We start from the raw sequence: 24,584 nt of genomic DNA, 5'->3' as shown, positions 1-24,584 counted from the left end.
GTCACCCCGCGCCGATCAGCGGCACGGCTTCGTCGCGTTCATAGAGATAGAGCAGGCAGCGCAGCGCTTCGCCGCGTTCGCCCTTCAGCTTCGGATCGTCCTTCATGATCCGCAGCGCCTCGTCGCGGGCCTGGGTGATGAGCTGGCCGTGCACCTCGGAGCGCGCGATGCGATAGCCGGGCAGGCCGCTCTGGCGGATGCCGAGCACGTCGCCTTCGCCGCGGAGCTTCAGATCTTCTTCGGCGATCCGGAAGCCGTCCGTGGTCTCGCGGATCACCTTCAGCCGCGCCTTCGACATCTCGCCGAGCGGCTCCTTGTACAGCAAGAGGCAGGTCGAGGCCTCCGAGCCGCGGCCGATGCGGCCGCGCAGCTGGTGCAATTGCGCAAGGCCAAAGCGTTCGGCGTTCTCGATCACCATGATGGTCGCCGCCGGCACGTCGACGCCAACCTCGACCACCGTGGTCGCGACCAGCAAGCCGATCTCGTGCGCGGCGAATTGCGCCATCACGCGATCCTTCTCCGTGCCCTTCATCTGGCCGTGCACCAGGCCGACGCGATCGCCGAACCGCCGCTGCAGGCTCTCGAAGCGTTCGGTCGCGTTGGTGAGATGCTCGGTGCCTTCGGCCTCGGATTCATCGACCAGCGGGCAGATCCAGTAGACCAGCTTGCCGGCACTGAGCGCGCGGCCGACGCCGTCCATGACATCCTCGATCCGGCTCATCGGCACCGCGCGGGTGTCGATCGGCTGGCGGCCGGCCGGCTTCTCGCGCAGCTCCGACACGTCCATGTCGCCAAAATAAGTCAGCACCAGCGTGCGCGGGATCGGCGTCGCGCTCAGCACCAGCACGTCGACGGCCTCGCCCTTGGAGGTCAGCGCGAGGCGTTCGCGCACGCCGAAGCGATGCTGCTCGTCGACCACGGCGAGCGCCAGCGCCTTGTAGATCACGTCGTCCTGGATCAGCGCGTGGGTACCGACCAGGAGATCGATCTCGCCGGCTTCGAGCCGCGCCAACAGTTCGCGGCGCTCCTTGCCTTTCTCGCGGCCGGTCAGGATCGCGACGCGCATACCGGCGCTCTCGGCGAGCGGCGCGATCGTCTTGATATGCTGGCGCGCCAATATCTCGGTCGGCGCCATCAGCGCGGCCTGCTTGCCGGCTTCCGCGACAGCGGCGGCGGCCAGCAGCGCCACCACGGTCTTGCCGGAACCGACATCGCCCTGAACGAGGCGCAGCATCCGCACCGGCTGGCGCAGATCCTCGATAATCGCCGCGACCGCCTGCTGCTGTGACTTGGTCAGCGCATAGGGCAGGGCATCGATGATCCGGTTGCGCAGGTGACCGTCGCCGGCGTTGCGGACGCCGGCGGGGCGGCGCAGCGTGGCGCGGATCAGCGCCAGTGCGAGCTGGCCGGCGAGCAGTTCGTCGAACGCAAGGCGCGACCAGAACGGGCCGTCTGGCAGGATGTCGGTCAGCTCGACCGGAACATGGACGCGTGTCAGTGCCTCCCGGATCGGCGGGAAGTTGCAGCGGCGCAGCACCTGGGGACTGATCCACTCCGGCAGGTCCGGCAGCTTGGTCAGCGCCTGCGCAATGGCGCGGCGGAGCGAGCCGATCGCCAGCCCCTCGGTCAGCGGATAGACCGGATCGATGCCGGAGAGTTTTGCAAAGCCGGCTTCATCGATGACGCGGTCGGGATGCACGATCTGCGGGATGCCGTCATACATCGCCAGCGTGCCGGAGACGTAGCGCTTCTCGCCGACCGGCAGCAGCTTCTCGACATAACCGGGCTGGGCTCGGAAGAAGGTCAGGACGACATCACCGGTGTCGTCGCTGGCATAGACGAGATAGGGCGCGCGCGAATTGCGCGGCGGCGGAGGGCGATGGCGATCGACCGTAACCTCGAGCGTCACCATGGTTCCGACCGCGGCGTCGCGGATCTTCGGCCGCGCACGCCGATCGATCACACTCGCCGGCAAATGCAGCAGCAGATCGACCAGCCGCGGTGTCTCGCTGCGGTCGAGCAGATAGCGCAGCAGCTTGTCCTGCTTCGGGCCGACACCCTGCAGGGTGGTGACCTGGGCAAACAGCGGATTGAGCAGGCTGGGGCGCATCGGTGCCTTTACACACGACTCACGGCATACGCGCAAGGAAACCTCAAAACGCGGCAAAAGAGGGCTGACATCGGCCCCCGCCGTCGCTATATCAAGCCCGCCCGGCACGTCCGGGCTTTTGGCGTTTGATGGATTTTGGGACATGACGGGATCGACACGATCGAGCCACGGGCTCGATGACCGCCGCAAGCGGCTTTTGTTTCGCTGCTGGCATCGCGGCACCCGGGAGATGGACCTGATCCTCGGCCGCTTTGCCGATGCGACCATCGCGGACCTCTCCGATCAGGAGCTGCGCGAGCTCGAGCATTTGATCGAGGTGCCGGACCCCGACCTCTATGCCGCGCTGACCGGCGACAAGGTGCTGGCAGCGGAGCATCAGACCGCGTTGTTTGCCCGCATCAAGGCGTTCCGGGTCGCGGATCCCAGCGCATGAAGCAGCCGATGAAATCGCCGGCCGCGATGCTCGCGCCCGGCCGGGTGCTGACCATCGCCAATGTTGCCGAGGGCGCCGAGGGGCTGGTCATCTCCGACCTGGCGCGCGCCATCGCCGCGCAGCCGAAGCGGCCGGCGGTCAGTCTCGCGGTGGTGTGCCGCGACGGCGCGCGGATGCAACAGCTCGCCCGCGCGCTGGAATTCTTTGCGCCCGATATCGCCGTCATGCAGGTTCCGGCCTGGGACTGCCAGCCCTACGACCGCGTCTCGCCGCATTCCGGCATTTTGGCGCAGCGGCTCACCGCGCTGGCAAAGCTGTCGCGGCTGGTCGGCTCCGACAAGCCGCTGATTGTGCTGACCACCGTGAACGCGGCCGTGCAGCGGGTGCCGGCGCGCGAGCAGGTTGCGGCGCAGGCGCTGTCGGTTGCGCCCGGCAACGTGGTGCCGATGGATTCGGTCGTGGCCTGGCTCGAGCACAATGGCTACACCCGCTCGTCCACGGTGCGCGAGCCCGGCGAATATGCCGTGCGCGGCGGCATCCTCGACCTGTTTCCGGCCGGCCTCGACCAGCCGGTGCGCTTCGACTTCTTCGGCGACTCCCTCGAATCGATCCGCACCTTCGATGCCGAGACCCAGCGCACGCATCTGGACATGCGCGGGCTCGACTTGGTGCCGGTCTCTGAATTCCAGCTCACCACTGAAACCATCCGCCGTTTCCGCATGGGCTATGTCGCAGCTTTCGGCGCGCCGGAGCGCGACGACCAGCTCTATGAAGCGGTCTCCGAGGGACGGCGCCATCCTGGCATGGAGCACTGGCTGCCGCTGTTCCAGGAGCGGATGGATACGCTGTTCGACTATCTCGACGGCGCCACGATCGCGATCGAGCCGCAGGGCGAGGACGCCGCGCGCGAGCGCTTCACGCAGATTGCCGACTACTACGACGCGCGGCGTGAGGCGCTGGAGCATCCCGGCAGCGGCGCGATCTACAAGCCGCTGCCGCCGGACAAGTTGTATCTGACCGAGGCCGAATGGACCAGGCTGCTCGGCGATGCACCGCTGGCGCGGCTGACGCCGTTCGCGGTGCCGGAAGGCTCGCCCGGCGTGTTCGACGCCGGCGCGCGGCAAGGCCGCAATTTCGCGCCGGAGCGCGCCGACGGCAATGTCAACGTGTTCGAGGCCGTTGTCGGCCATATCGGCGCGCTGCAGTCGCAGCGCAAAAAGGTCATCGTCGCGCTGTGGAGCGAGGGCTCGCGCGACCGCATGGGCGCGATGCTGCGCGACCACAAGCTGCTCAACACCACCAGCGTCAACACCTGGCGGATCGTGCAGGCGACGCCGCGCAACGAGACCATGCTGGCCGTGCTCGGCATGGAGTCCGGCTTCGAGACCGACGAATTCGCGGTCATCAGCGAACAGGACATTCTCGGCGACCGCCTGGTGCGGCCGCGCAAGGCGAGCCGCAAGCTCGACAATTTCATCTCCGAGGTGACGAGCCTTGCGACCGGCGATCTCGTCGTTCATGTCGAGCACGGCATCGGCCGCTTCGTCGGGCTGCAGACGCTGGAAGTCTCCGGCGCGCCGCACGACTGTCTCGAGCTGCACTATGCGGCGGAGACCAAGCTGTTCCTGCCGGTCGAGAACATCGAGCTGCTGTCGCGCTACGGCTCCGACAGCGCCAATGTCGAGCTCGATCGTCTGGGTGGCGGCGGCTGGCAGGCACGCAAGGCGAAGCTCAAGAACCGCATTCGCCAGATCGCCGGCGAATTGATCAAGATCGCGGCCGAGCGGCAGCTGCACGAGGCGCCGAAATTCCCGCTGCAGCCGCACGTCTATGACGAGTTCTGCGCGCGCTTCCCCTATGAGGAGACCGAGGATCAGCTAGGGGCCATCACCTCGACCCTGAAGGACCTCGAGATCGGCCGCCCGATGGACCGCCTGATCTGCGGCGACGTCGGCTTTGGCAAGACCGAGGTGGCGTTGCGCGCGGCGTTCGCCGTGGCGCTCGAAGGCCGGCAGGTCGCGGTCGTGGTGCCGACCACGCTGCTGGCGCGGCAGCACTCGCGCACCTTCACCGAGCGCTTCAAGGGTTTCCCGGTCAATGTGGCGCAGGCCTCGCGGCTGGTGTCGACCAAGGAGTTGAACCAGGTCAAGAAGGGGCTCGCCGACGGCAATGTCGACATCGTGGTCGGCACCCACGCGCTGCTCGGCAAGGCGATCAAGTTCAAGGACCTTGGCCTTTTGATCGTCGACGAGGAGCAGCATTTCGGCGTCAGCCACAAGGAGCGGCTGAAGCAGCTCCGCGCCCAGGTCCACGTGCTGACGCTGTCGGCAACGCCGATCCCGCGCACGCTGCAACTGGCGCTGACCGGCGTGCGCGAGCTCTCGATCATTGCCTCGCCGCCCGTCGACCGCCTCGCGGTCCGCACCTTCGTCGCGCCGCACGATCCCTTGATGATCCGCGAGGCGCTGCTGCGCGAGCGCTACCGCGGCGGCCAGGCGTTCTATGTCGTGCCGCGCATCGAGGACCTCGCCGGCGTCAAGGATTTCCTCGACAAGAACGTGCCGGAGATGAAGGTCGCGGTCGCCCACGGCCAGATGCCGCCGACCGTGATCGAGGACATCATGTCCGCGTTCTACGACGGCAAATACGACATCCTGCTCTCGACCACGATCGTCGAGTCCGGCCTCGACATCCCGAACGCCAATACCCTGATCGTGCACCGCGCCGACATGTTCGGCCTTGCCCAGCTCTATCAGCTGCGCGGCCGCGTCGGCCGTTCCAAGCTGCGCGCCTATGCGCTGTTCACGCTGCCGGCGCAGCAGAAGATCACGGCGCAGGCGGAACGGCGGCTGAAGGTGCTGCAGTCGCTGGAGACGCTGGGCGCCGGTTTCCAGCTCGCCTCGCACGATCTCGACATCCGCGGCGCCGGCAATCTGTTGGGCGAAGAGCAGTCCGGCCACATCAAGGAAGTCGGCTTCGAGCTGTACCAGTCGATGCTGGAGGAGGCGATCGTCAACCTCAAGGCCGGCGTCGCCGAGCCGGCTGCCGATCGCTGGTCGCCGCAGATCACGATCGGCATGCCGGTGTTGATCCCCGAGGACTACGTCAACGATCTCAGCGTGCGGCTGTCGCTCTATCGGCGCCTCGCCGATCTCGAGACCGACGACGAGATCGACAGTTTCGCCGCCGAGATGCGCGACCGCTTCGGCGTACTGCCCGATGAGGTGCGCTATCTGTTCAAGGTCGCCGCGATCAAGGCCTACTGCCGCAGGGCCAATGTCGGCAAGGTCGATGCCGGCCCGAAGGGCGCTGTGATCGCGTTCCGCGACAACAGCTTCGCGCATCCGGAGCGGCTGGTGACGTTCATCCGCCAGCACGGCCAGGCCGCAAAGGTGCGGCCGGACATGAAGGTCGTGTTCTTCCAGGAATGGGATACGCCGGAAGAACGGCTCGCCGGCACCACCGAGATCCTGCGCCAGCTCGCCAATCTCGCGGAGAGCAAGAAGGCGGCGTGAGGTTCACGCGCCCCGGAGGACACGGCTGTCGCATCGGGGCGAGGGTAATCGGCGTTCCCGCAGACTTGTCATGGCCGCGCTTGTCGCGGTCATGACTGTTCGGAAACGTCCAGAAACATTTGGAGCGCGCGGATCGCTCGCAGCTCGCGGGCGCAACTGTTCCACATTGTGAACAACAGGCGAGGAACATTGGACTTTTGCCGACGCGACCTTGACGGCTTTTGCGCGAATTGTAAGCTGGTCGTGTATTTAGTTCAGACCGGTGTTTATATTTTGGATGACGTAGTAACTTGAATCTGGTTCGCGTCCTGCCAGCATTTCAACTGCTCTCCAAAACTCAGTGATCAAGAGCTCGCGCCAAGTGAATTGGCGAGGGCCAGCGGGCGTTTGCGTCGACTGTTGGGCCATCGGCAAGGCTCGGCCGCCGGGGCGAATAGCCTGGCAGACTTATTGGATTTCGAGATCAATTTTTTCCGGGGAGGGGCTATGGGCGTGTTCGTTTCCAGCGGAAGCACGGTTTCTGTTTCCAATACGCAAAGCGGCAATACGGTCCAGGACGGCGGCACGCTCTATGTGCTGAATGGCGGGTATATCAGCAGCACCCTCGATGTTGGCACCGTCGTTGTGTCCTCCGGCGGCACCGATTTCGGCGACACCGTATCCTACGACTCAAATGGTGCCGCACAGTTGTACGTCCTCGGCACCATGATCAGCGCCGTCATCAGCGGCGGCAACGCCGTGCTCGGCTTCAGTTATGTCCCATCGTACACGTCCGGTGCTGGAATCGCGATCAACACCACGATCAGTGGCGGCAGGCTGACAATCGACAGTGGTTCGGTCGCGAGCAACACCACGGTCGACACCGGCGGCAGTCTGACCTTTTTCGGCGGCACGGCAAGCAACACCACCCTCAATGGCGGAAGGCAGGACATCTATGGCGGCACCGCGATCAACACGACGGTTGTGAGCGGAGGATACCAGTACATCTCAAACGACTACAACAACAACCCTGGCGCCTACGGCAGTGCCGTCGTGTCCAACACCACGGTGGTGGGCAGCAGTTCCGAACAGATCGTTGGATTTCTCGGGGCCGGCAGCGCGGTCAGCACCATCATCGACGGTGCCACCCAGTACATCGGCTATGCCGCGTTCGGAACCGCCGGTATTGGTTACGCCAGCAATACCACCGTCACCGACGGTGGCATCCAGTACATTGCGCCATACGGCTACGTTGAAACCGGCACCGCCGTCAGCACGACGGTCACCGGCAGCGGCAGCATCCAGTATGTCGGCGAAGGCCAATTCTGCGGAAGCGCAACGGCGATCTCCACCACGCTGATCGCGGGCGGTGAACAGATCGTGTGGGGCGGCGGCGTGTACAGCCCCGTCGCCAGCAGCACCGTGATCAGCTCCGGCGGTGCCCAGATCGTTTCATCCGGCGGCATCGCAAGAACCACGGTGATCAGCGCCGGCGGCACCGAGACCGTCATGGCGGGCGGTACTGCAAGCAGCACAGTGATCAGTTCCGGTGGCACCGAAGTCGTTTCGTCCGGCGGCACCGCAAGCGGCATCACCGTTGATAGCGGCGGCACCTTGATTCTCATCACCGGCGCCAATGTCACGAACGTCACCAGCAATGGCGGCACAGTCGTTATCGAAAGCGCCCCTGTGACCGTAAGCAGCGGATCGTCCTACACCGTGTCGAGCGGCCAAACCGACACCGGCGATACCGTCCTCAGCGGCGGTTCGATGTTCGTTGCCTCGGGCGGGACAGCCGTCAGCACCACCGTCAGCGGCGGCGGGCTTCTGACCATCAGCAAGGGCGGCAACGACACGGGTACGACCGACTCTTCCGGCGGCACCGAAGTGGTCGCCGGCAACGATGCGAATGCCGTCGTTGCAAGCGGCGCGACGATGTTCGTCAGCAGCGGCGGCGCGGCCAGCGGAACGCTCGTCTCCGGGGGAACGCTCGACGTGCTGGCTGGTGGATTTGCCGCCGGGACGACGGTCTCGTCGGGCGGCACTCTGAATGTCACGGGGACCACGTCCAATACGGTCGCGGTGCTGAGCGGCGGCATCGAGAACGTCTCGTCGGGCGGCATCATCCAGGGCACCATCAGCGGCACGGCTGGTACGGGCACGTTCGTCGCAGCCGGCGCGACGCTCAACGTTCTGGCCGGAGGCTCGGCCAGCATGATCAACGTGTCCGGCACGCTCAATGTGCAGGGCAAGATCACCAGCAACGTCACCATTCAGAACGGTGGCCACGAGATCGTCTCGGCGGGAGGCTCCGTCACCGGCGTCACAGGTTCGGGCACCGCAATTTTCGGGCTGGTCGACGTTCTCTCCGGAGCTTCCTTCGAATATGCGACCGTGTTCGCGGGGGGCGACCTGAATGTCTCGTCCGGCGCGACGGCGGACCATATCTCCGTCTCGAGCGGCGGCATCTTCAACGTCGGCGGTACGGTTCTGAGCAATGTCGCGGTCTTTGCCGGCGGCATCGAGAACGTGTTCTCCGGAGGTGTGGTCACTGGCGTGACCAGCTCCGGGACCGGGATTTCGGGCGGCACGGTGAACGTGTCGTCGGGAGGCGCGATCGACCACACGACCGTCATCAGCGGCGGCGTCTTGAACGTTCGGTCCGGAGCGACGGCGCACAATGTTGCGGTCTCCAGCGGCGGCACGTTCAATGTGGCTGGGGCGGTGACCAGCAACGTCGCGGTCTTTGCCGGAGGCAATGAGATCGTTTCCTCTGGTGGGTCGACCGGTCCGGTGACGATTTCGGGCGGCGTGGTCGAGTTGCAGGCCGGCAGCGTCGCGGGCGGCGTCACCTTCAGCGGCTCCGGCGGACAGCTCAAGGTCGATGGCACATCTTTGGCCGGCACCACCATCAGCGGTCTGGTGCTGGGCGACAGCATCGATTTGGCTGGCCTCAATTTCGTATCCGGCGGATCGGCGACCTTGCTCGCAGGCAACATCCTGCATGTCACCGAGGGGGCTTCTTCCTTTGATCTACAGCTTGATCAAACCCCTGGCGTGCGGTTCAGCGTCAGCGCCGATTCCGGCACCGGCACGCTGGTCACGACGCGTGCCGATATCGCACCGGTCACGTCAGCGCCCAATGTACAGGCAACGGTCGGCCAGACCTCTGTGGCGGCATCCACTCTCTTCACCGTGTCGGACGCCGACAGCGATCCGATCACCCAGTACGCGTTCTGGGACACCGGCGGAAACGGCCACTTTGTGGTGAACGGTGTCGTCCAGGCCGCCAACACCGAGATCGATGTCTCGGCGGCGAACCTGTCACAGGTGAGCTATGTGTTCGGCCCCGGCGGCTCGCCGTCGGATACGCTCTTCGTGCGGGCCAATGACGGCAGCGAGTGGAGCGCCTGGCAGAGCTTCACGGCCACCGCCACCAACCAGGCGCCGACCGTCTCGGTCGCCAACGTCGTGACGGTCTCGGGGCAGACCTTTGCGGCTTCGAGCCTGTTCAGCGCGACGGACGCCGACGGCGATGCCATCACGAAATATGCGCTGTGGGATTCCAACACCAACGGGCATTGGAGCGTCAACGGAGCTACGCAGGCCGCGAATACCGAGATCGACATCACTGCGGCGCAACTTTCCCAGACCACCTATCAGGCCGGCTCTGGCACCGACCAGCTCTGGATCCGGGCGTATGATGGCATTGCGTGGGGGGCGTGGCAGTCCTTCAATGCGACCGGCGAGAGCGCCGGCAATGCCACCATCGCAGCGGGCGCGACCCTGGAATTGCCGGGGGCGTCGAACGCCACCGTGGCGTTCCAGGGCTCGACGGGGACGCTCAAGCTCGACAGTTCCGCGAGCTTTAGCGGCACGGTCGCCGGGATGACCGGCTCGGACGCGATCGATTTCGCGAACATCAGTTTCGCGAACGTTCAGACCCCGAGCTTCAGTGGAAACGCATCGGGCGGAACGCTCACTGTGACGGACGGCACCGTCACGGCGAACATTGCGCTGCTCGGCAACTACATGGCCTCGACCTTCACGACCTCGAGCGACGGCCATGGCGGGACCCTGGTTGTCGATCCGCCGGCGACGCAGGTCAGCCAGCTGGCGCAGCCGCAGCATGCGTAAGGCCTGAAGACAGGGCATGCGGAGCGCCGAGCTAAGGTGGCTTCGCCTGCCGGCAATGCCTGCGCGGCGATTGCAGCAACCGACAAGCGGCATAGGGCTTGTTACGACACCGCACGCTCCGGCGTGCCGAACAGGCGCCCGAGCAGCGACAGCGCGGAGTCGCCGGGGAGCAGCGTTGCGACGCTGACGGCGGGCTCGGCCCTGGTGTCGCGGCGGCCGTTCTGGGTGTGGCGCATTACGCTCGCCAATCGCCGCGTGATCGCCTGGGCGTTGCGCATGTCGGTGCCGGCGAACGCCACGACCAGCGACCGCTCGTCGTGCACGGCGCCGAAATCGGCCTGGCGCATCAGCCGGCTGATGATCCGCGCGCCATCGAATTGCGCACGCGGCTGCGTGTTGTCGAAGGTGAACCGGGCAACCGAGAGCGCGCCGCCGCGCTCGGCGGTATGGTAGACGGCGGTCGCGAAGTCGCGCTCGAACGCGGCCTTGGTGAGCAGACCGGTGCGGGGATCGATCAGGCCCTTGGCGTCGATCGCCTTGAGCATGCGGCCGAGCCGCGCCTCGAAGGCATGCTGGCGGATCATCGGCAACACCGTGTCGCCGACGCGCGTCGGCCCGGCCGTGACGATCTCGAGATTGGGCAGCTCGTAACGCGGCGTCAGCTCGCCGGAGGCGACGATCACCGGCAACGGACGGAAGCGAACATCCTCGGTCAGCACCGTCAGGAACGCATCCATCACGCGCGGGGTGAAGCCTTCGGCCAGCACGATGCCGTCGATGTCCCGGTTGGAGAGATGTTTTGCGGCCGCCTCGATGCTCAGCGCACCAACCACGCCGGCGCGTTCGCCGAGCGCAACCGACAGGGCCGGGTAGGCGCCGCCGCGGCCGATCAGGAGCGCGGTGGCCTCTCCGACCGGATCGATATCCGATAAAGCGATCGGCGCCGGGGGCACCAGGCGGCGCATCACGGTCGCATGCAGGGCGCGAACGCGTAAACACGCATTGAGCCGGGCGACCAGGCGATCCGGCATGCCCTTGTGCTGGAAGAACGCGATGACCGTATCGGGCAAAGTGGTCGCGGGGTCGACGGCGATCAGCGGCAGGTAAGGCGCGCGGGCGGCAGCGCGCTTGGCGAGGCCGGACAGGGTGACGAAGTCGACGCCCTCGGTGGCTGCGATGATCGCTGCCGGCTTGACCTGTTCGATGGCGCGTCCGACCTCGTGCCAGTCGGTGACCACGACCGGAAACAGTTTCGTCTCATCGAGGACCGCGGCAAACGGTGGCTTTGCCGCCGCCGATACGATGAGGACCGGACCTTGTTGAGACATTCGAACGCTCGAAACCAATGCTTAAGATCAGCAAACGGCTGCGATGCTAGTTGGCATGGCTTAATGCGGCGTCAACACAATGCTAAGACTAACGCAATGATAAGATTTTACGGCGTTCCAGTGCCGCTGCGGTCGCGAAATGCTTCGACCATCAACGGGTTAAGCCCAAGTTCTGTCAGGGCGTCACGGGCCCGCGCATTGTCCTGAGCCCGTCCGGCCAGCCGGTGGCCGCTGAGGCGGTCGGGCAGTGCCGTCAACATTGCACCCTGGCCGAGACGGCGCGACCACTCCTGCAACTCCCCGGCCAGGAAGCGGTAGCCGCCGACCGTCATGACCCCCGACGGCGGGGCGGTGATGTTGATGGCGCCGGTCGCGCGGTCGACCCGCGCGGCATATTCGGTGTCGACGTAATCGCGCGGCGGCGGCGCAATCAGGGTGTCGCCCGGGGGCGGCGGCGGCGCATAGGCGGCGACCGGCACCATCGGGCCGCGCAGGCCCAGCGTGCCCTTCGGCGTCAGCAGGATCTCGCCGGCGATCGATGCGCCGGGAGCCTCGCGCGGCGCGCTGTGCGGACCGGGCTTGATCGGGGCCGGCGATCCGTCCTCGGTGTTGCGGCGGGCGCCGAACAGCCCGGCCTCGCCGAACAGATAGACGTCGGTCAAGCTCACCCGCCGCGAGGTCCAGTGCGCGCTGGAGGCAACCTGCTCCGGCGTTCGCCAGAGGCCGATCGCGGTTCGCAGGGTGGGCAGGCGCTCCGACAGGCCGCACTCGTCGAGCCGCAGCACGAGCTGCGCCGGCGCGATCAGCGTGTCGCAGCCGTGATCGTTGAACTGGGTCTCGAACGCTTCCTCGTCGAACGGGTGATGCATGACGAGCGTTCCGCCTGACAGCAGCCAGGCCACCAGCGACGAACAGATGCCGGCAAACGACATCGGCGCGAATGCCGACATGATGGTCGCACCCTGGGCCAGGTCGCTCTCCAACGACATCGCGAGCCCGCCGGCGATCAGGCCGAAATGCGCGCGCGGCACCGGACGAAAACCTTCGCTGGTGACGTCGAAGGAGATCAGCGCCGGCTTGCGGCCGTCCTGGATCATCGGGCGCGAGGTCCGGGAGTCCTGCAGGATCGCGTCATCGAGCGACGCCATGCCTTCGGGCAGATCGGTGCCGAACCCGCAGACATGGCGGATCGAAAAAGCTTCCGCCGCAGCGTTCATGGCGATGTCGGCGTAGGACACGCCGTCGATCTTGCCGCAGGTGACGATCGCGCGCGCCGCGGTGCGGTTGAGGACGGACGTCAGCTCGGCCTGCCGCCACAATAGCGGCAACGGCGCCACCACAAGGCCAACCCGATGGGCGGCGAGCACCGTCAGGGCGAATTCGATCGTCGAGGGAAGCTGAACCGCGATCACGGTATTGGCCGGCAATCCGCTCTCGACGAAGTGGGCGGCGATCGCCGAGATCGCGCGATCGGCCTGGGCATAGGTCAGGCGCTTGCGGGTCTGTCCGGTGACGCGTTGCTTGTTGATCGGGTCGACCAGCGCCAGCGCCTCGGGCTGCCGCGCCAAAGTGCGCTTGAACAACGTATCGAGCGTGGGCGAGGTGATCGACTGGTTCACAGGTTCAACGTCGGTTGCATCGCTTCGATCGGACCAGGTCATGCCGCGTCGGGTCGCAAATCACTTGGTAGCTCAGCTCGGCAGCTCAATTGGATTGCGCGCCGGGCTTCTGCCACCAGGTCTCCGGCAGGTAGCCCGTCAACGCCGTGGCCGAAGGCCGTTCTATCCGATTCCAGCGCGCGATCCATTGCTCTCCCATGTTAAATAGGGGGATAGCGTAGAAGCCCGACATCAGGGCGCGGTCCAGCGCCCGCACCGCCGAGACGAAGGCCGGCCGCTCCCGCGCCGCGAGCAGCGCGGCGATCGTGGCGTCGATGGCCGGATCCTTGGCGCCCATGTAGTTGCGGGTGCCCGGCACGTCGGCGGCCTGGCTGCCCCAGTAGAACCACTGCTCGTTGCCCGGCGACAACGACTGGTCCCAGCGAATCGGGATCATGTCGAAATCGTAGGCGACCCGGCGCTGCTCGAACTGCACCGCGTCGACCACCCGGACCGCGGCGTCGATGCCGGCCCGTTTCAGGTCGCGCTGATAGGCGAGGGCGATCCGCTCATGCTCGCGTGTCGTCACCAGGATCTCGATCCGGAGCGGCGTCCCGGTCGCGCGCTGCTTCAGCACCGTGCCGTCGAGCGCGTAGCCGGCGTCCGACAGCAGCTTGAGCGCGTCGCGCAGGACGGTGCGGTCGCGGCCCGAGCCGTCGGTGATAGGGAGGCGATAGCGGCCGTCGAGGATGTCGGGTGCGATATGTGACAGATACGGCTTGAGGAGTTCGCGCTCGCGGTCATCGGCGGGGCGGCCGTAGGCGGACAAGTCCGAGCCGGCGAAATAACCGCCGGCGCGCGAGTAGAGTCCGAAATAGTAATTGCGGTTGATCCATTCGAAATCGAACAGCATCAGCAGCGCCTCGCGCACCCTGACGTCGGCGAACTTCGGCCGCCTGGTGTTGAACACCAGGAACTCGGACGGATCGGGCGTGCCGATCTTGATCGTGTCGCGGACCACTTCGCCGCTTCTCGCGGCGGGAAAGTCGTAGCCGTCATGCCAGCGCAGCGGCTCCGGCTCGGTCCTGAAGTCATAGAGGCCGCGCTTGAACGCCTCGAACTGGCCGTTGGCGTCGCGGTAGTAATCGAGCCTGATCTCGTCGAAATTCCAGAGCCCGCGGTTCACCGGCAGGTCGCGCCCCCAGTAATCCGGATTGCGGGTGAAGGTCACGCTGGTGCCGGGCCTGACCGCCGTCACGCGATACGGGCCGGAGCCGATCGGCGGCGCCAACGTGGTCTCCTCGAATTTGGAGACGTCGGTGGCGTGGCGCGGCAGGATCGGCATCAGTCCGAGGATCAGTGGCAATTCGCGGTCGGCGACGCCACCGAAGTCGAACCGCACCGTGAGCGGGTCGAGCACCTCGGCCTTTGCGACTTTCGAATAATACTGGTGATGCAGCGGACGGCCGTGATCGCGCAGCAGCTCGAGCGAGAACACCACGTCGTCGGCCGTGACCTCGTGCCCGTCGGAGAAGCGCGCGCGCGGGTCGAGGCGGAATGTCACATAGCTTCTGGCATCGTCGGTCTCGACGCTGCGGGCGAGCAGGCCGTACAGCGTAAAGGGCTCGTCATTGTTCCGCACCAGCAGGCTTTCGTAGACATAGCCGCGCTCGTAGGCGTAGCCCCGGAGCTGCTGCACGGCGAGACCCCTGACAATCAGGGGATTGAGGCTGTCGAAGGTGCCCTCCCGGGGGCTCAGGACCAGTCGGCCACCCTTTGGGGCGTCAGGATTGGCGTAGGGCAGATGGCTGAAGCCGGCGGGCAGCGCGGGCGCGCCATGCATCGCGATGGCGTGGCTCTCGGTGGCGGCCGCAGGCGCAAGTGCGGTCGTCAGCAAACCCAGGGCCGATGTCAGCACGAGCCGGATGGCAGCCAAAGCGGTGCGCCAAACGTGACCGGGAACACGTACAGGAGGCGCCGGATTTGATTCGCGAAACGTCACGCCCGAAGGTTTATCACAGGGCGCTGAAACTCGCCGTGACAGGTGCGCAAATGCGCTTGTCGGCATTGATCTTTCCGCGCGCCGCTGTATTGAAGGCGTGCAATTCGAGGGCGGGAACGCCTGTCACGTATCCGCCTCAATTGACTAGGAGACAGCCGCCCAAACGGCTATGTGTCGGCGCCTGCAGCGGTTTCGGGCGCTGCCGTTCAGAAAGGGTTTTCCGCAATGAATTTCCGTATCTTGGCCGCCCCGGTCCGGCCGCATGGGCGAATTGTTGCCCTGATGGCGGCGACGGCATTCTCTGCAGCGCTCCTGGTTCCTGCCGCTCGGGCCCAGCAGCCGGCAGCGCCGGCGCCCGCGGCACCGAAGGCAGCGCCCAAGGCGGCACCCAAGGCAGCTCCGAAGGCGCCGGCTCCGGCAGCCCAGGCGCCGGCCGCTCCAGCACCGGCCGCAGGTCAGGCGCCCGCCGCGGCCGCCCAGCCGCCCCAGGATCAGCAGATCCAGCTGATCTACGCCCCCTGGACCAAGTTCTGCCTCAAGGGCCAGGAAGCCAACGCCAAGCAGGTTTGCTTCACCGGCAAGGACGGCCGCATCGAGTCGGGCCAGCCGGTGATCGCCGCCGTGATCATCGAGCCGGAAGGCGAGCCGAAGAAGATCCTGCGCGTCACGCTGCCGCTCGGCATGCAGCTCGTGCACGGCACCCGCATCATCGTCGACGGCAACCCGCCGCAGCAGGCGCCCTATGTGATCTGCTTCCAGAACGGCTGCATGTCCGACTATGAAGCAACCCCCGAGCTGATCGCCAACATGAAGAAGGGCCAGAACCTCGTGGTCCAGGCGATCAATTCGAACGGCGCGCCGCTGACCTTGCCGCTGCCGCTCAACACCGAATTCGCCAAGGCCTATGACGGCCCGCCGACCGATCCGAAGGTGTTCGAGGAAAACTCGAAGAAGCTGCAGGAAGAGTTGCAGAAGCGCGCCGAAGAACAGCGCAAGAAGCTGGAAGGCGCGGGCGGTGGTGCCGCTCCGGCGGCTCCGGCCAACCCGGCGGCCAAGTAACAACGTCGAGCGCGCGTTCAAGAAGTCGCGAGATCGTCGCAAGCAAAAGGCGCCCGCAAGGGCGCCTTTTTTGTCATGCGAAACAGACTGGCTGATGGCAGCCTGCCGCGCTGGTGATCGCGCAGGTCGTGTGCGATGGTCGCTCAAGGCAAATCGATCGCGCCAAGCCGCATCGGCGTTGCCTTGTCCGGACAAGTCCGGCGTCGAAGCACAATCATAAATCTGTCACGGGAGGCCGGACGAAAGCGCGGAACGCGCCTTCGATGCGCAAATGCGCGCGTGGTTCGCTGCGAACCCTGGCCACTGGGCGGACGCGTGATGGCGCGATGCGACCGGACCTCGCCTGGGCCGCAAGCCGTCCGTCGTTCGCAATCATGGAAGTCTCCCAATGTCCCAGCGAGTCAGCACGCAGCGGCGGGAACCGCTATCCCGGCCGTCGGAGCAGCCGCGCGGCCGTGCTTCGGTCGATGCCGGCGGGCGCCTCAACCAGGACAACGCCCCCGGCGGCTTTCATCCGGGCATCGTTCATCTCGCGCTGGCGATGGGCGGCTTCGCGATCGGCATCGCCGAATTCGCGACCATGAGCCTGCTGCCGTTCTTCGCCCATGACCTGCACATCAGCGAGCCGCAGGCCGGCCACGCCATCAGCGCCTACGCGCTCGGCGTCGTGGTGGGTGCGCCTGTGATCGCCGTGCTGTCGGCGCGCATGACGCGGCGGACGCTGCTGATCGCGCTGATGGGGTTCTTTGCGCTGATGAACGGCCTCTCCGGGCTCGCGCCCGACTACCACACCATGCTGGTGTTGCGCTTCCTCGCCGGGCTGCCGCACGGCGCCTATTTCGGCATCGCCATGCTGGTCGCGGCATCGCTGGTCCCGATCGACAAGCGTACGGTGGCGGTCGGCCGCGTGCTGCTCGGCCTCACCATCGCAACGACGATCGGCGTGCCGCTGGCAAATGGCGTGGGGCAGGCGATCGGCTGGCGCTGGGCATTCGCGATCGTTGCAGGCCTCGCGCTGCTGACGTCCGTCCTGGTTCTGATCTTCGCGCCGCGTGACGTCGCCGACCGCAAGGCGAGCCCGTTGCGCGAGCTCTCGGCGCTCGGGCGCAAGCATGTCTGGCTGACGCTCGGGATCGGCGCAATCGGTTTCGGCGGACTGTTCTCGGTCTACACGTATCTGGCGTCGACCATGCTGGCGGTGACGCACACCTCGCCCGCGCTGGTGCCCGTCACGCTCTGCGTGTTCGGCGCCGGCCTCACCGCCGGCAACATCATCGTGCCGCGCTTCGCCGACCGCGCGCTGATGGCAACCGCGGGCGGGCTCTTGCTGTGGTCGGCGGCGACGCTGGCGCTGTATCCGCTCGCAGCCGCGAATTTCTGGACGCTGAGCGCCGACGTGTTCCTGATCGGGCTGGGCGGTGCGCTCGCCACCGTGCTGCAGACCCGGCTGATGGATGTCGCGGGCGAAGCGCAGAGCCTCGCCGCGGCGCTCAACCATTCCGCCTTCAACGTCGCCAATGCGCTGGGGCCATGGCTCGGCGGAATGGCCGTCGCAGCCGGTTACGGCTGGACCTCGACCGGGTTCGTCGGTGCCGGTCTGGCGCTTGCGGGTTTTGCGGTTTGGGCGATCGCGGCGGCGCTGGCCGCGCGTGGGGGGGTATGAGCAGGCTGCAAGCCGCGCCGTCGCGTTCGTCGCCGGACAGGCGCCGCGCGTCAGTTCAGCGACGGGTTGCGCGGACGGTAGCCGCCCGATTTGTCCTTCACGAAGATCTCCGCCACCTGAGAGTGCCGGATCGGTTCGCCGGAATCGTCGGGCAGCAGGTTCTGCTCAGACACATAGGCGACGTACTCGGTCTCCGAGTTTTCCGCGAGCAGGTGATAGAACGGCTGGTCCTTGTGCGGCCGCATGTCCTCGGGGATCGACAGCCACCATTCCTCGGTGTTGTTGAACTCCGGGTCGATATCAAAAATCACGCCCCGGAAGGAGAACACCCGGTGACGGACGATCTGCCCGATCTGAAACTTGGCGGTGCGCGCTTTGATCATGGTTCGTCGATAGACCAACATTGTGGCCGATGCTAGGGGCTAAGCCTCGAATTAACCCTCGCTTTACCGATTCCAGCCCTGCAAAAACGACCCGAAATCCGGCCGAGAAACTACTTTCAGAATGATCGATATCCTCAATCTGGCGTTGCCATATTTCGGCTTGATCTTCATCGGCTACGCGTGCGGAAAAGCCAAGGGTTTGCCCGAGAGCGGGCTCGCCTGGATGAATTTCTTCCTGCTTTACGTTTCGTTGCCGGCGCTGCTGTTCGGGATCATGTCGAAGACACCGTTCGCCGAGCTGAACAACCCGCCCTTCCTGATCGCCACCACGCTCGGAACCGTGATCGCGTTCTTCCTGGCGATGGTCGCGGGCAAACTGATCGGCGGGCTGTCGCTGCGCGAGGCGACGCTAGCGGGCCTGTCGGGCGCCTATGGCAACATCGGCTACATGGGGCCTGGGCTGGCGCTCGCCGTGCTCGGCACCAAGGCGGCGGCCCCGACCGCGCTGATCTTCTGCTGCGACAGCATCTTTCTGTTCTCGATCGTGCCGCTCCTGATCGAACTCACCGACCGCGACCATCCCTCGCTGCTGCACGCGTTCGGCGTGGTGCTCAAGCAGATCGTGCAGAACCCGCTGATCATGTCTGCGGTGTTCGGCGCGCTGGTCGCCGCGTTTCACATCCCGATCCCGGTCGCGCTCGACCGCACCATCCAGTTCCTGCAAAACGCCGCCGCACCGACGGCGCTGTTCGTGCTCGGCATCACCGTGGCGCTGCGGCCGTTCGAGCGAGTGCCGTGGGAGGTGCCGGGCGTGGTCGCGATCAAGCTTCTGATCCATCCGCTGCTGGCCTTCGGACTGATGCTGCTGTTCGGTCCGTTCGCGCAGCCCTGGGCCGCGACCGCGGTGCTGATGGCCTCGCTGCCGCCGGCGCTCAACGTGTTCGTGATCGCACGGCAGAACGAGACGTGGATCGAGCCGGCATCGGTCGCGGTGCTGATCGGCACCTTTGCCTCGGTGATCACGCTGACCAGCGTGATGTGGTTCATCCAGAGCGGACGGCTGGTATTTCCCTAAGACGAGCAGGGGCTACCGCCGCCAGGACGGGGCGAGGCCCTCGCGCATCGCCAGCCGCCGCAGCGGGCCGAAGGCGCCGAGCAGATGCAGGCCCGCGGCACGCGCGGTTTGTACGCCGAGGAAATCGCTGAGCAGCGACCGGTTGGCGATGTCGATCGCCCAGGTCCGGCTGGCGACATCGGGACGCCGCGCCGCCTGATAGCGCGACAGCACGTTCGGCGCGCCGGGATCCTCGCCGCGGCGGATTGCCTGGCCTGTGATCTCGGCGATATCGGCGGCATCGCGCAGTCCCATGTTGAGCCCCTGCGCGCCGATCGGCGGCAGCACATGGGCGGATTCGCCGACCAGCGCGATCCGGTCCTTGGCGAATTGCCGGGGCCGCTCGATGGCGAGGGGAAACACGTGACGGCCGCCCTGGACCTCGACGCGGCCGAGAATCGAATGCGACTGCCGCTCGGCCGCTTCGGATAATTCATCATCGCCAAGCGCCTTCAGCCGTTCAGCCTCCTTCGGCGCCGAGACCCAGACCACGCTGCTGCGGTTGCCGCTGAGCGGCACGAACACGCAGGGGCCGTGCTCGGTGTGAAACTCGGTCGAGATGTTGTTGTGCGGTCGGCTGTGGGTGATGTTGAAGGTGAGGGCGGATTGGCCGAGTTCGCGGCTGACCACCTCGATGCCGGCGGCCTCGCGCGAGAGTGAATTGCGTCCGTCGGCGCCGACCACGAGCCGGGCCGATAACGTCTGGCCCTGTCGCGTCACCACGGTGACCGCGGCATCATCTGGTTGCACCGAGGCGGCCTCGTCGTCGAACCGCGTCAGTGCGGCCATCTCGCCGGCGCGCTCCTCGAGCGCCGCCACCAGCGAGCGATTGTCGATGTTGAAGCCGAACTGCTCGCGGCCGATCTCCTCGGAGGAGAACCGCACCTCCGGCGCGCGGATCAGGCGGCCGGTGTCGTCGACGAGGCGCATGGTCTTGAGCGCGGCCGCCTTGTCGCTGCAGCGCCGCCAGACATCGAGCCGCTCCAGGATCTCGGTCGAGGCGCCGAGCAGCGCGGTGGTCCGGTTGTCGGCATACGGGGCGCGGCGCGCCAACAGCGCGGTGCGCGCGCCGGCGTCGGCGAGGGCGATCGCAGCCGTCAATCCGGCCGGACCGCCGCCAATTACGATAACGTCATAATCCTGCGAGCTGTCGGTCATATCAGGACATTTGACATGCCTGGCCCGATTTTCAAGCCATCGGTAACCACTGAATCCTTGCAATGGTTTGCGCGGCGGAACGCCGCAAGACTGCATATGCAAAGGGGGCCGATTCCTGATAGCACTTCGGCCGATGGAGCACTCGAGCCAGCCGGATGCGTTGCCAGAACGGATGCGGACCGCCGCATTCTCCGTTCATATTTTCACGGCGCTCGGCGCCGGGGTCGCGCTGCTGGCGATGCTTGAGGCGGTGCGCGAGCACTGGGCCAACATGTTCGCCTGGCTCGGGGTCGCGCTGATCATCGACGGCATCGACGGCCCGCTGGCGCGCCGGCTCGACGTGGTGCGGCTGCAGCCGAACTGGTCGGGCGAGGTGCTCGACCTCGTGGTCGATTTCGTCACCTATGTGTTCGTGCCGGCCTATGCGATCACCGCAAGCGGCATGCTGCTGCCGCTGGCCGCGCCAATCCTCGGCATCGGCATCGTGGTGTCCAGCGCGCTGTATTTCGCCGACCGCCGCATGAAGGCCGACGACAACCATTTCCGCGGCTTCCCGGCGCTGTGGAATGCGGCGGCGTTCTACCTGTTCCTGCTGCATTTGCCGCCGGTGCTGTCGACAATCGTGGTCGCGCTCCTGATCGTGCTGACCTTTGCGCCGTTCCATGTGCTGCATCCGTTCCGCGTGGTGCGGCTGCGCTGGCTGACGCTGTGGCTGCTCGGCGCCTGGGCACTGCTCGGCATGTACACGCTCGCCAATGATTTCGTGGTCGGCGCCCCGATCACCTTCGGTCTCTGCGCCATCGCCGTCTACATCGTCGGCAGCGACACCTTGATCCGCCGGATGAAAGCCTTCAGAGCATGATGCAATTGATCACCAGCCCGGAAGCCTGGGCGGCGCTGTTGACCCTGACTGCGCTCGAGATCGTGCTTGGCATCGACAACGTCATCTTCCTCTCGGTGCTGGTCTCGCGGATTCCGCAGCCGCAGGCCAACCGCGCGCGGCAGATCGGCCTGCTGCTGGCGCTGGTGTTCCGCATCATCCTGCTCAGCGTCCTGGTCTGGCTGATCGGGCTGACGCAGCCGGTGATCACCATCGAGAGCGTCGCGCTGTCGTGGCGCGACATCATCCTGATCGGCGGCGGCCTGTTCCTGATTGCGAAGGCGACCCACGAGATCCACGCCGAGGTCGAGGCGCGTGACGCCGAGGAGAACGACAAGCCAAGCCCGAACGCATTCTTCTGGGTGATCGTGCAGATCATCATCATCGACCTGGTGTTCTCGCTGGATTCGATCATCACCGCGATCGGCATGGCGCAGGACATCGAGATCATGATCGCGGCGGTCGTGATCGCGTGCATCATCATGTACGTCTCGTCGGGACCGGTGGCGCGGTTTGTCGCGGAACATCCGACCACCAAGATGCTGGCGTTGGCGTTCCTGGTGCTGATCGGCGTGGCGCTGGTGGCCGACGGCTTCAAATTCCACATCCCGCGCGGCTACATCTATTTCGCCATCGCATTCTCGGCGGCGGTCGAGATGTTCAACGTGCTGGCCAAACGCAACCGCAAGAAGCCGGCGCGGTAGGCATGATCCGGAAAAGTGCGAAGCGGTTTTCCGAAAAGATCATGCATCCAATCCCCGGTTCCGGCCGGTTGGTTGACAAGCCGGTGCCGATGGCATTCGCTCGGCTGACGCTGAGATCTGAGGGAGCGACGACATGACCAAGGCTGTGCGGGTGCACAAGGTGGGGGGCCCTGAGGTCCTGACTTATGAGGATGTCGAGGTGGGGGCGCCGGGGACCGGCGAGGTCCGCATCCGCCAGCATGCGGTCGGGCTGAACTTCATCGACGTCTATTTCCGCACCGGCCTCTACAAGGCGCCCGGCCTGCCGTTCATCGCCGGCAACGAGGCCGCCGGCGAGGTCCTGGCGGTCGGCCCGGGGGTGACCAATTTCCACCCCGGCGATCGCGTCGCCTACTACTACAACCTCGGCGGTTACGCCTCCGAGCGCGTGATCCCGGCGGACAAGCTCGTCAAACTGCCCGACCACATCACTTACGAGCAGGGCGCCGTCCTGATGCTCAAGGGCCTCACGGTCTGGTACCTCCTGCACAAGACCTTCAAGGTCGAGCAGGGCCATCGGGTGCTGATCCACGCCGCGGCCGGCGGCATCGGGCTGCTGGCCTGCCAGTGGGCGCACGCACTCGGCGCGCATGTCATCGGCACCGTCGGCTCGAAGGCGAAGGCCGATATCGCGCTCGCCAATGGCTGCGACCACGTCATCCTCTACAACGAGGAGAACTTCGTCGAACGCGTCAAGCAGATCAGCCGCGGCGAACTTTGCGACGTCGTCTATGACGGCGTCGGCAAGACCACCTTCCCGGGATCGCTATCGTGCCTGCGGCCACGCGGCCTGTTCGTCTCGTTCGGCAACGCCTCGGGTCCGGTGCCGCCGTTCCCGCTCGCCGAGCTCAACAACCACGGTTCGCTGTTTGCGACGCGGCCGAAGCTCAACGACTATGTCGGCACCCGCAAGGAATTGCTCGAAGGCGCCGACACGCTGTTTGCCGCTGTGATCAACGGCAAGCTGCACGTGCCGATCAACCATGCCTATGCGCTCAAGGACGTCGCCAAGGCGCATATCGACCTGGAGAGCCGGGCGACCACGGGTGCCGCGATCTTGCGGCCGTAGAGAGATCGTCATTCCGGGGCGATGCGCGAGCATCGAACCCGGAATCTCGAGGTTCCGGGTTCATCGCTAACGCGATGCCCCGGAACGACAGTCGAGATGGCTACGCCACCCGCCGCGCCGCACCGACCTTCGTCAGCACCCCATCCAGACAATCGATCATTGCCGATATCTCCTCCCGCGTGACGTTGAGCGCCGGCATGAAGCGCAGCGTGTCCGGTTGCGGGGAGTTGACCAGCACGCCGGCTGCGAACGCCTCGGCGACGATGGCCGCGCCGATCGGCATCTTGAGATCGAGCGCGAGCAGGAGGCCGCGGCCTCTGATCTCGCCGAGCCCGTGCCGCGCCGACAGCCGCTGCAATTCGCGCTCGAGCAGCAGACCGGCATCGACCACCGATTTCAGGAAGTCGGGCTGGCTGATCTGATCGAGCACGACAAGCCCCGCGGCGCACATCAGGGGATTGCCGTTGAAGGTGCCGCCCTGATCGCCGTGATCGAAGCAGGAGGCATGCTCGGTCGCGAGCAGCGCTGCGAGCGGCACGCCGCCACCGATGCCCTTGCCGAGCGTCATGATGTCGGGCTCGATTCCGGCGTGCTCATGGCCGAACAGCTTTCCGGTGCGGCCGATGCCGGTCTGGATCTCGTCGACGATCAAGAGCAGCCCACGCTGCTGGGTCAGCGCCCGCAGCTCTTGCAGGAACGCGTCGGTCGCCGGCCACACGCCGGCTTCGCCCTGGATCGGCTCCAGCATCACCGCGACCGTCGATGGCGAAATCAACTTCCGCACCGACTCGATGTCGTTCAGCTTGGCCTTTCGAAAGCCCGAGACCTTTGGTTCGAACAGCGGTTCGAACGCCTTCTTGCCCGACGCCGACATGGTCGCGAGCGTGCGGCCGTGGAAGCCGCCTTCGAAGGTGATGATCTCGTGCGCGCCACCCTTGTACTTGGCGCCGAATTTCCGTGCGAGCTTGATCGCGCCCTCATTGGCCTCGGCGCCGGAATTGGCGAAGAACACCTGGTCGAAGCAGCTCTTGTCGACCAGCATCTTCGCCAGTTTCAGGCTCTGCTCGTTGTAGAACGCCGGGCTCGGCGTCAGTAGCCGCTTGGCCTGCGCGGCCAGCGCATCGGCAACGATGACCGGCGAGTGGCCGAGCGGATTCACGGCCCAGCCCTGCACGAAATCGAGATAGCGGTTGCGGTTGGCGTCCCACAAATACGAGCCTGCGCCGCGCACGAACACGACCTCGGGGCGGGCGGTGATGTCCATCAGCGCGTCGAACGGATGGGCGGCGTTGGTCATATCGATCTCCTCTGGGGTCGGTGTGGGAATTGGGGGCAGGCCGAAAAGCAAGAAGGCCGCGCTTTGCGGGCGCGGCCTTCTCGAAAACCTTGGCTGATTTTAGCTTATCAGCGATG

The 24,584-nt window shown here is 66.0% G+C and carries 16 protein-coding genes; 9 read left to right on the top strand and 7 right to left on the bottom strand.

Translation table 11 applies throughout. The annotated features are described in order from the left end of the window. Nucleotide 1: 1 nt before the first annotated feature. Nucleotides 2-2,110 (bottom strand): ATP-dependent DNA helicase RecG, encoded by a 2,109-nt coding sequence (gene recG, locus CO675_RS11100; RefSeq protein WP_097671971.1) that lies wholly within the window; start codon nucleotides 2,108-2,110, stop codon nucleotides 2-4. Nucleotides 2,111-2,252: 142 nt separating this feature from the next. On the opposite strand from recG, the gene CO675_RS11095 reads away from it, so the two are divergent. From CO675_RS11095 to CO675_RS11085, 3 genes are all read left to right on the top strand, one after another. Further along, on the top strand, nucleotides 2,253-2,543 hold the full coding sequence (locus CO675_RS11095) for an FAD assembly factor SdhE (protein WP_097671970.1): 291 nt from the start codon (nucleotides 2,253-2,255) through the stop codon (nucleotides 2,541-2,543). After that, nucleotides 2,540-6,058 carry a transcription-repair coupling factor gene (gene mfd / locus CO675_RS11090; protein ID WP_097671969.1) on the top strand — a complete coding sequence of 1,173 codons (3,519 nt, stop codon included), beginning with the start codon at nucleotides 2,540-2,542 and terminating at the stop codon, nucleotides 6,056-6,058. Before CO675_RS11095 ends, mfd begins: the two co-directional genes overlap by 4 nt. Nucleotides 6,059-6,544: 486 nt before the next feature. Beyond that, entirely contained in the window at nucleotides 6,545-10,174 is a 3,630-nt protein-coding gene (locus CO675_RS11085; protein ID WP_097671968.1) for an AIDA repeat-containing protein, read from the top strand. 101 nt (nucleotides 10,175-10,275) lie between these two features. Here CO675_RS11085 and CO675_RS11080 read toward each other — a convergent pair whose 3' ends face one another. The 3 genes from CO675_RS11080 to CO675_RS11070 form a co-directional block, all read right to left on the bottom strand. Then, a complete protein-coding gene (locus CO675_RS11080) occupies nucleotides 10,276-11,502 on the bottom strand; it encodes a hypothetical protein (protein WP_097671967.1) in 1,227 nt (408 codons plus the stop codon). A gap of 107 nt (nucleotides 11,503-11,609) precedes the next feature. Then, on the bottom strand, nucleotides 11,610-13,163 hold the full coding sequence (locus tag CO675_RS11075) for an AMP-binding protein (protein WP_097671966.1): 1,554 nt from the start codon (nucleotides 13,161-13,163) through the stop codon (nucleotides 11,610-11,612). Nucleotides 13,164-13,206: 43 nt separating this feature from the next. Beyond that, nucleotides 13,207-14,943: an extracellular solute-binding protein gene (locus CO675_RS11070; protein WP_198964584.1), complete on the bottom strand. Its 1,737-nt coding sequence runs from the start codon at nucleotides 14,941-14,943 to the stop codon at nucleotides 13,207-13,209. Between the two features lie 384 nt (nucleotides 14,944-15,327). Between CO675_RS11070 and CO675_RS11065 the strand changes: the two genes are divergently transcribed. After that, nucleotides 15,328-16,161: an invasion associated locus B family protein gene (locus CO675_RS11065; protein ID WP_097671964.1), complete on the top strand. Its 834-nt coding sequence runs from the start codon at nucleotides 15,328-15,330 to the stop codon at nucleotides 16,159-16,161. A 388-nt stretch (nucleotides 16,162-16,549) separates the two neighbouring features. Beyond that, nucleotides 16,550-17,824 (top strand): MFS transporter, encoded by a 1,275-nt coding sequence (locus tag CO675_RS11060; protein ID WP_198964568.1) that lies wholly within the window; start codon nucleotides 16,550-16,552, stop codon nucleotides 17,822-17,824. Between the two features lie 50 nt (nucleotides 17,825-17,874). Here the strand turns inward: CO675_RS11060 and hspQ are convergent, their stop codons facing one another. Further along, nucleotides 17,875-18,207 (bottom strand): heat shock protein HspQ, encoded by a 333-nt coding sequence (gene hspQ / locus CO675_RS11055; protein ID WP_024584048.1) that lies wholly within the window; start codon nucleotides 18,205-18,207, stop codon nucleotides 17,875-17,877. Nucleotides 18,208-18,328: 121 nt separating this feature from the next. On the opposite strand from hspQ, the gene CO675_RS11050 reads away from it, so the two are divergent. Further along, on the top strand, nucleotides 18,329-19,282 hold the full coding sequence (locus CO675_RS11050) for an AEC family transporter (RefSeq protein ID WP_097671963.1): 954 nt from the start codon (nucleotides 18,329-18,331) through the stop codon (nucleotides 19,280-19,282). 12 nt (nucleotides 19,283-19,294) lie between these two features. Here the strand turns inward: CO675_RS11050 and CO675_RS11045 are convergent, their stop codons facing one another. Next, nucleotides 19,295-20,479, bottom strand: a complete 1,185-nt coding sequence (locus tag CO675_RS11045) for a UbiH/UbiF family hydroxylase (RefSeq protein ID WP_097671962.1) — start codon at nucleotides 20,477-20,479, stop codon at nucleotides 19,295-19,297. 133 nt (nucleotides 20,480-20,612) lie between these two features. Here CO675_RS11045 and pcsA point away from each other — a divergent pair, with 133 nt between their 5' ends. The 3 genes from pcsA (at nucleotide 20,613) to CO675_RS11030 (ending at nucleotide 23,171) form a co-directional block, all read left to right on the top strand. After that, nucleotides 20,613-21,341: a phosphatidylcholine synthase gene (gene pcsA / locus CO675_RS11040; protein WP_097671961.1), complete on the top strand. Its 729-nt coding sequence runs from the start codon at nucleotides 20,613-20,615 to the stop codon at nucleotides 21,339-21,341. Then, complete coding sequence (locus CO675_RS11035; RefSeq protein WP_097671960.1) at nucleotides 21,338-22,063, top strand: TerC family protein; 726 nt, start codon at nucleotides 21,338-21,340, stop codon at nucleotides 22,061-22,063. The genes pcsA and CO675_RS11035 overlap by 4 nt, the downstream gene beginning before the upstream one ends. Before the next feature lie 133 nt (nucleotides 22,064-22,196). Next, entirely contained in the window at nucleotides 22,197-23,171 is a 975-nt protein-coding gene (locus tag CO675_RS11030) for a quinone oxidoreductase family protein (protein WP_097671959.1), read from the top strand. Nucleotides 23,172-23,271: 100 nt separating this feature from the next. Here CO675_RS11030 and CO675_RS11025 read toward each other — a convergent pair whose 3' ends face one another. Continuing rightward, nucleotides 23,272-24,468, bottom strand: a complete 1,197-nt coding sequence (locus tag CO675_RS11025) for an acetylornithine transaminase (protein ID WP_097671958.1) — start codon at nucleotides 24,466-24,468, stop codon at nucleotides 23,272-23,274. Between the last annotated feature and the right edge of the window lie 116 nt (nucleotides 24,469-24,584).

The sequence above is a fragment of the Bradyrhizobium sp. C9 genome (assembly GCF_002532045.1).
Classification (GTDB): Bacteria; Pseudomonadota; Alphaproteobacteria; order Rhizobiales; family Xanthobacteraceae; genus Bradyrhizobium.
This window is presented reverse-complemented; position numbering and strand designations above follow the sequence as displayed.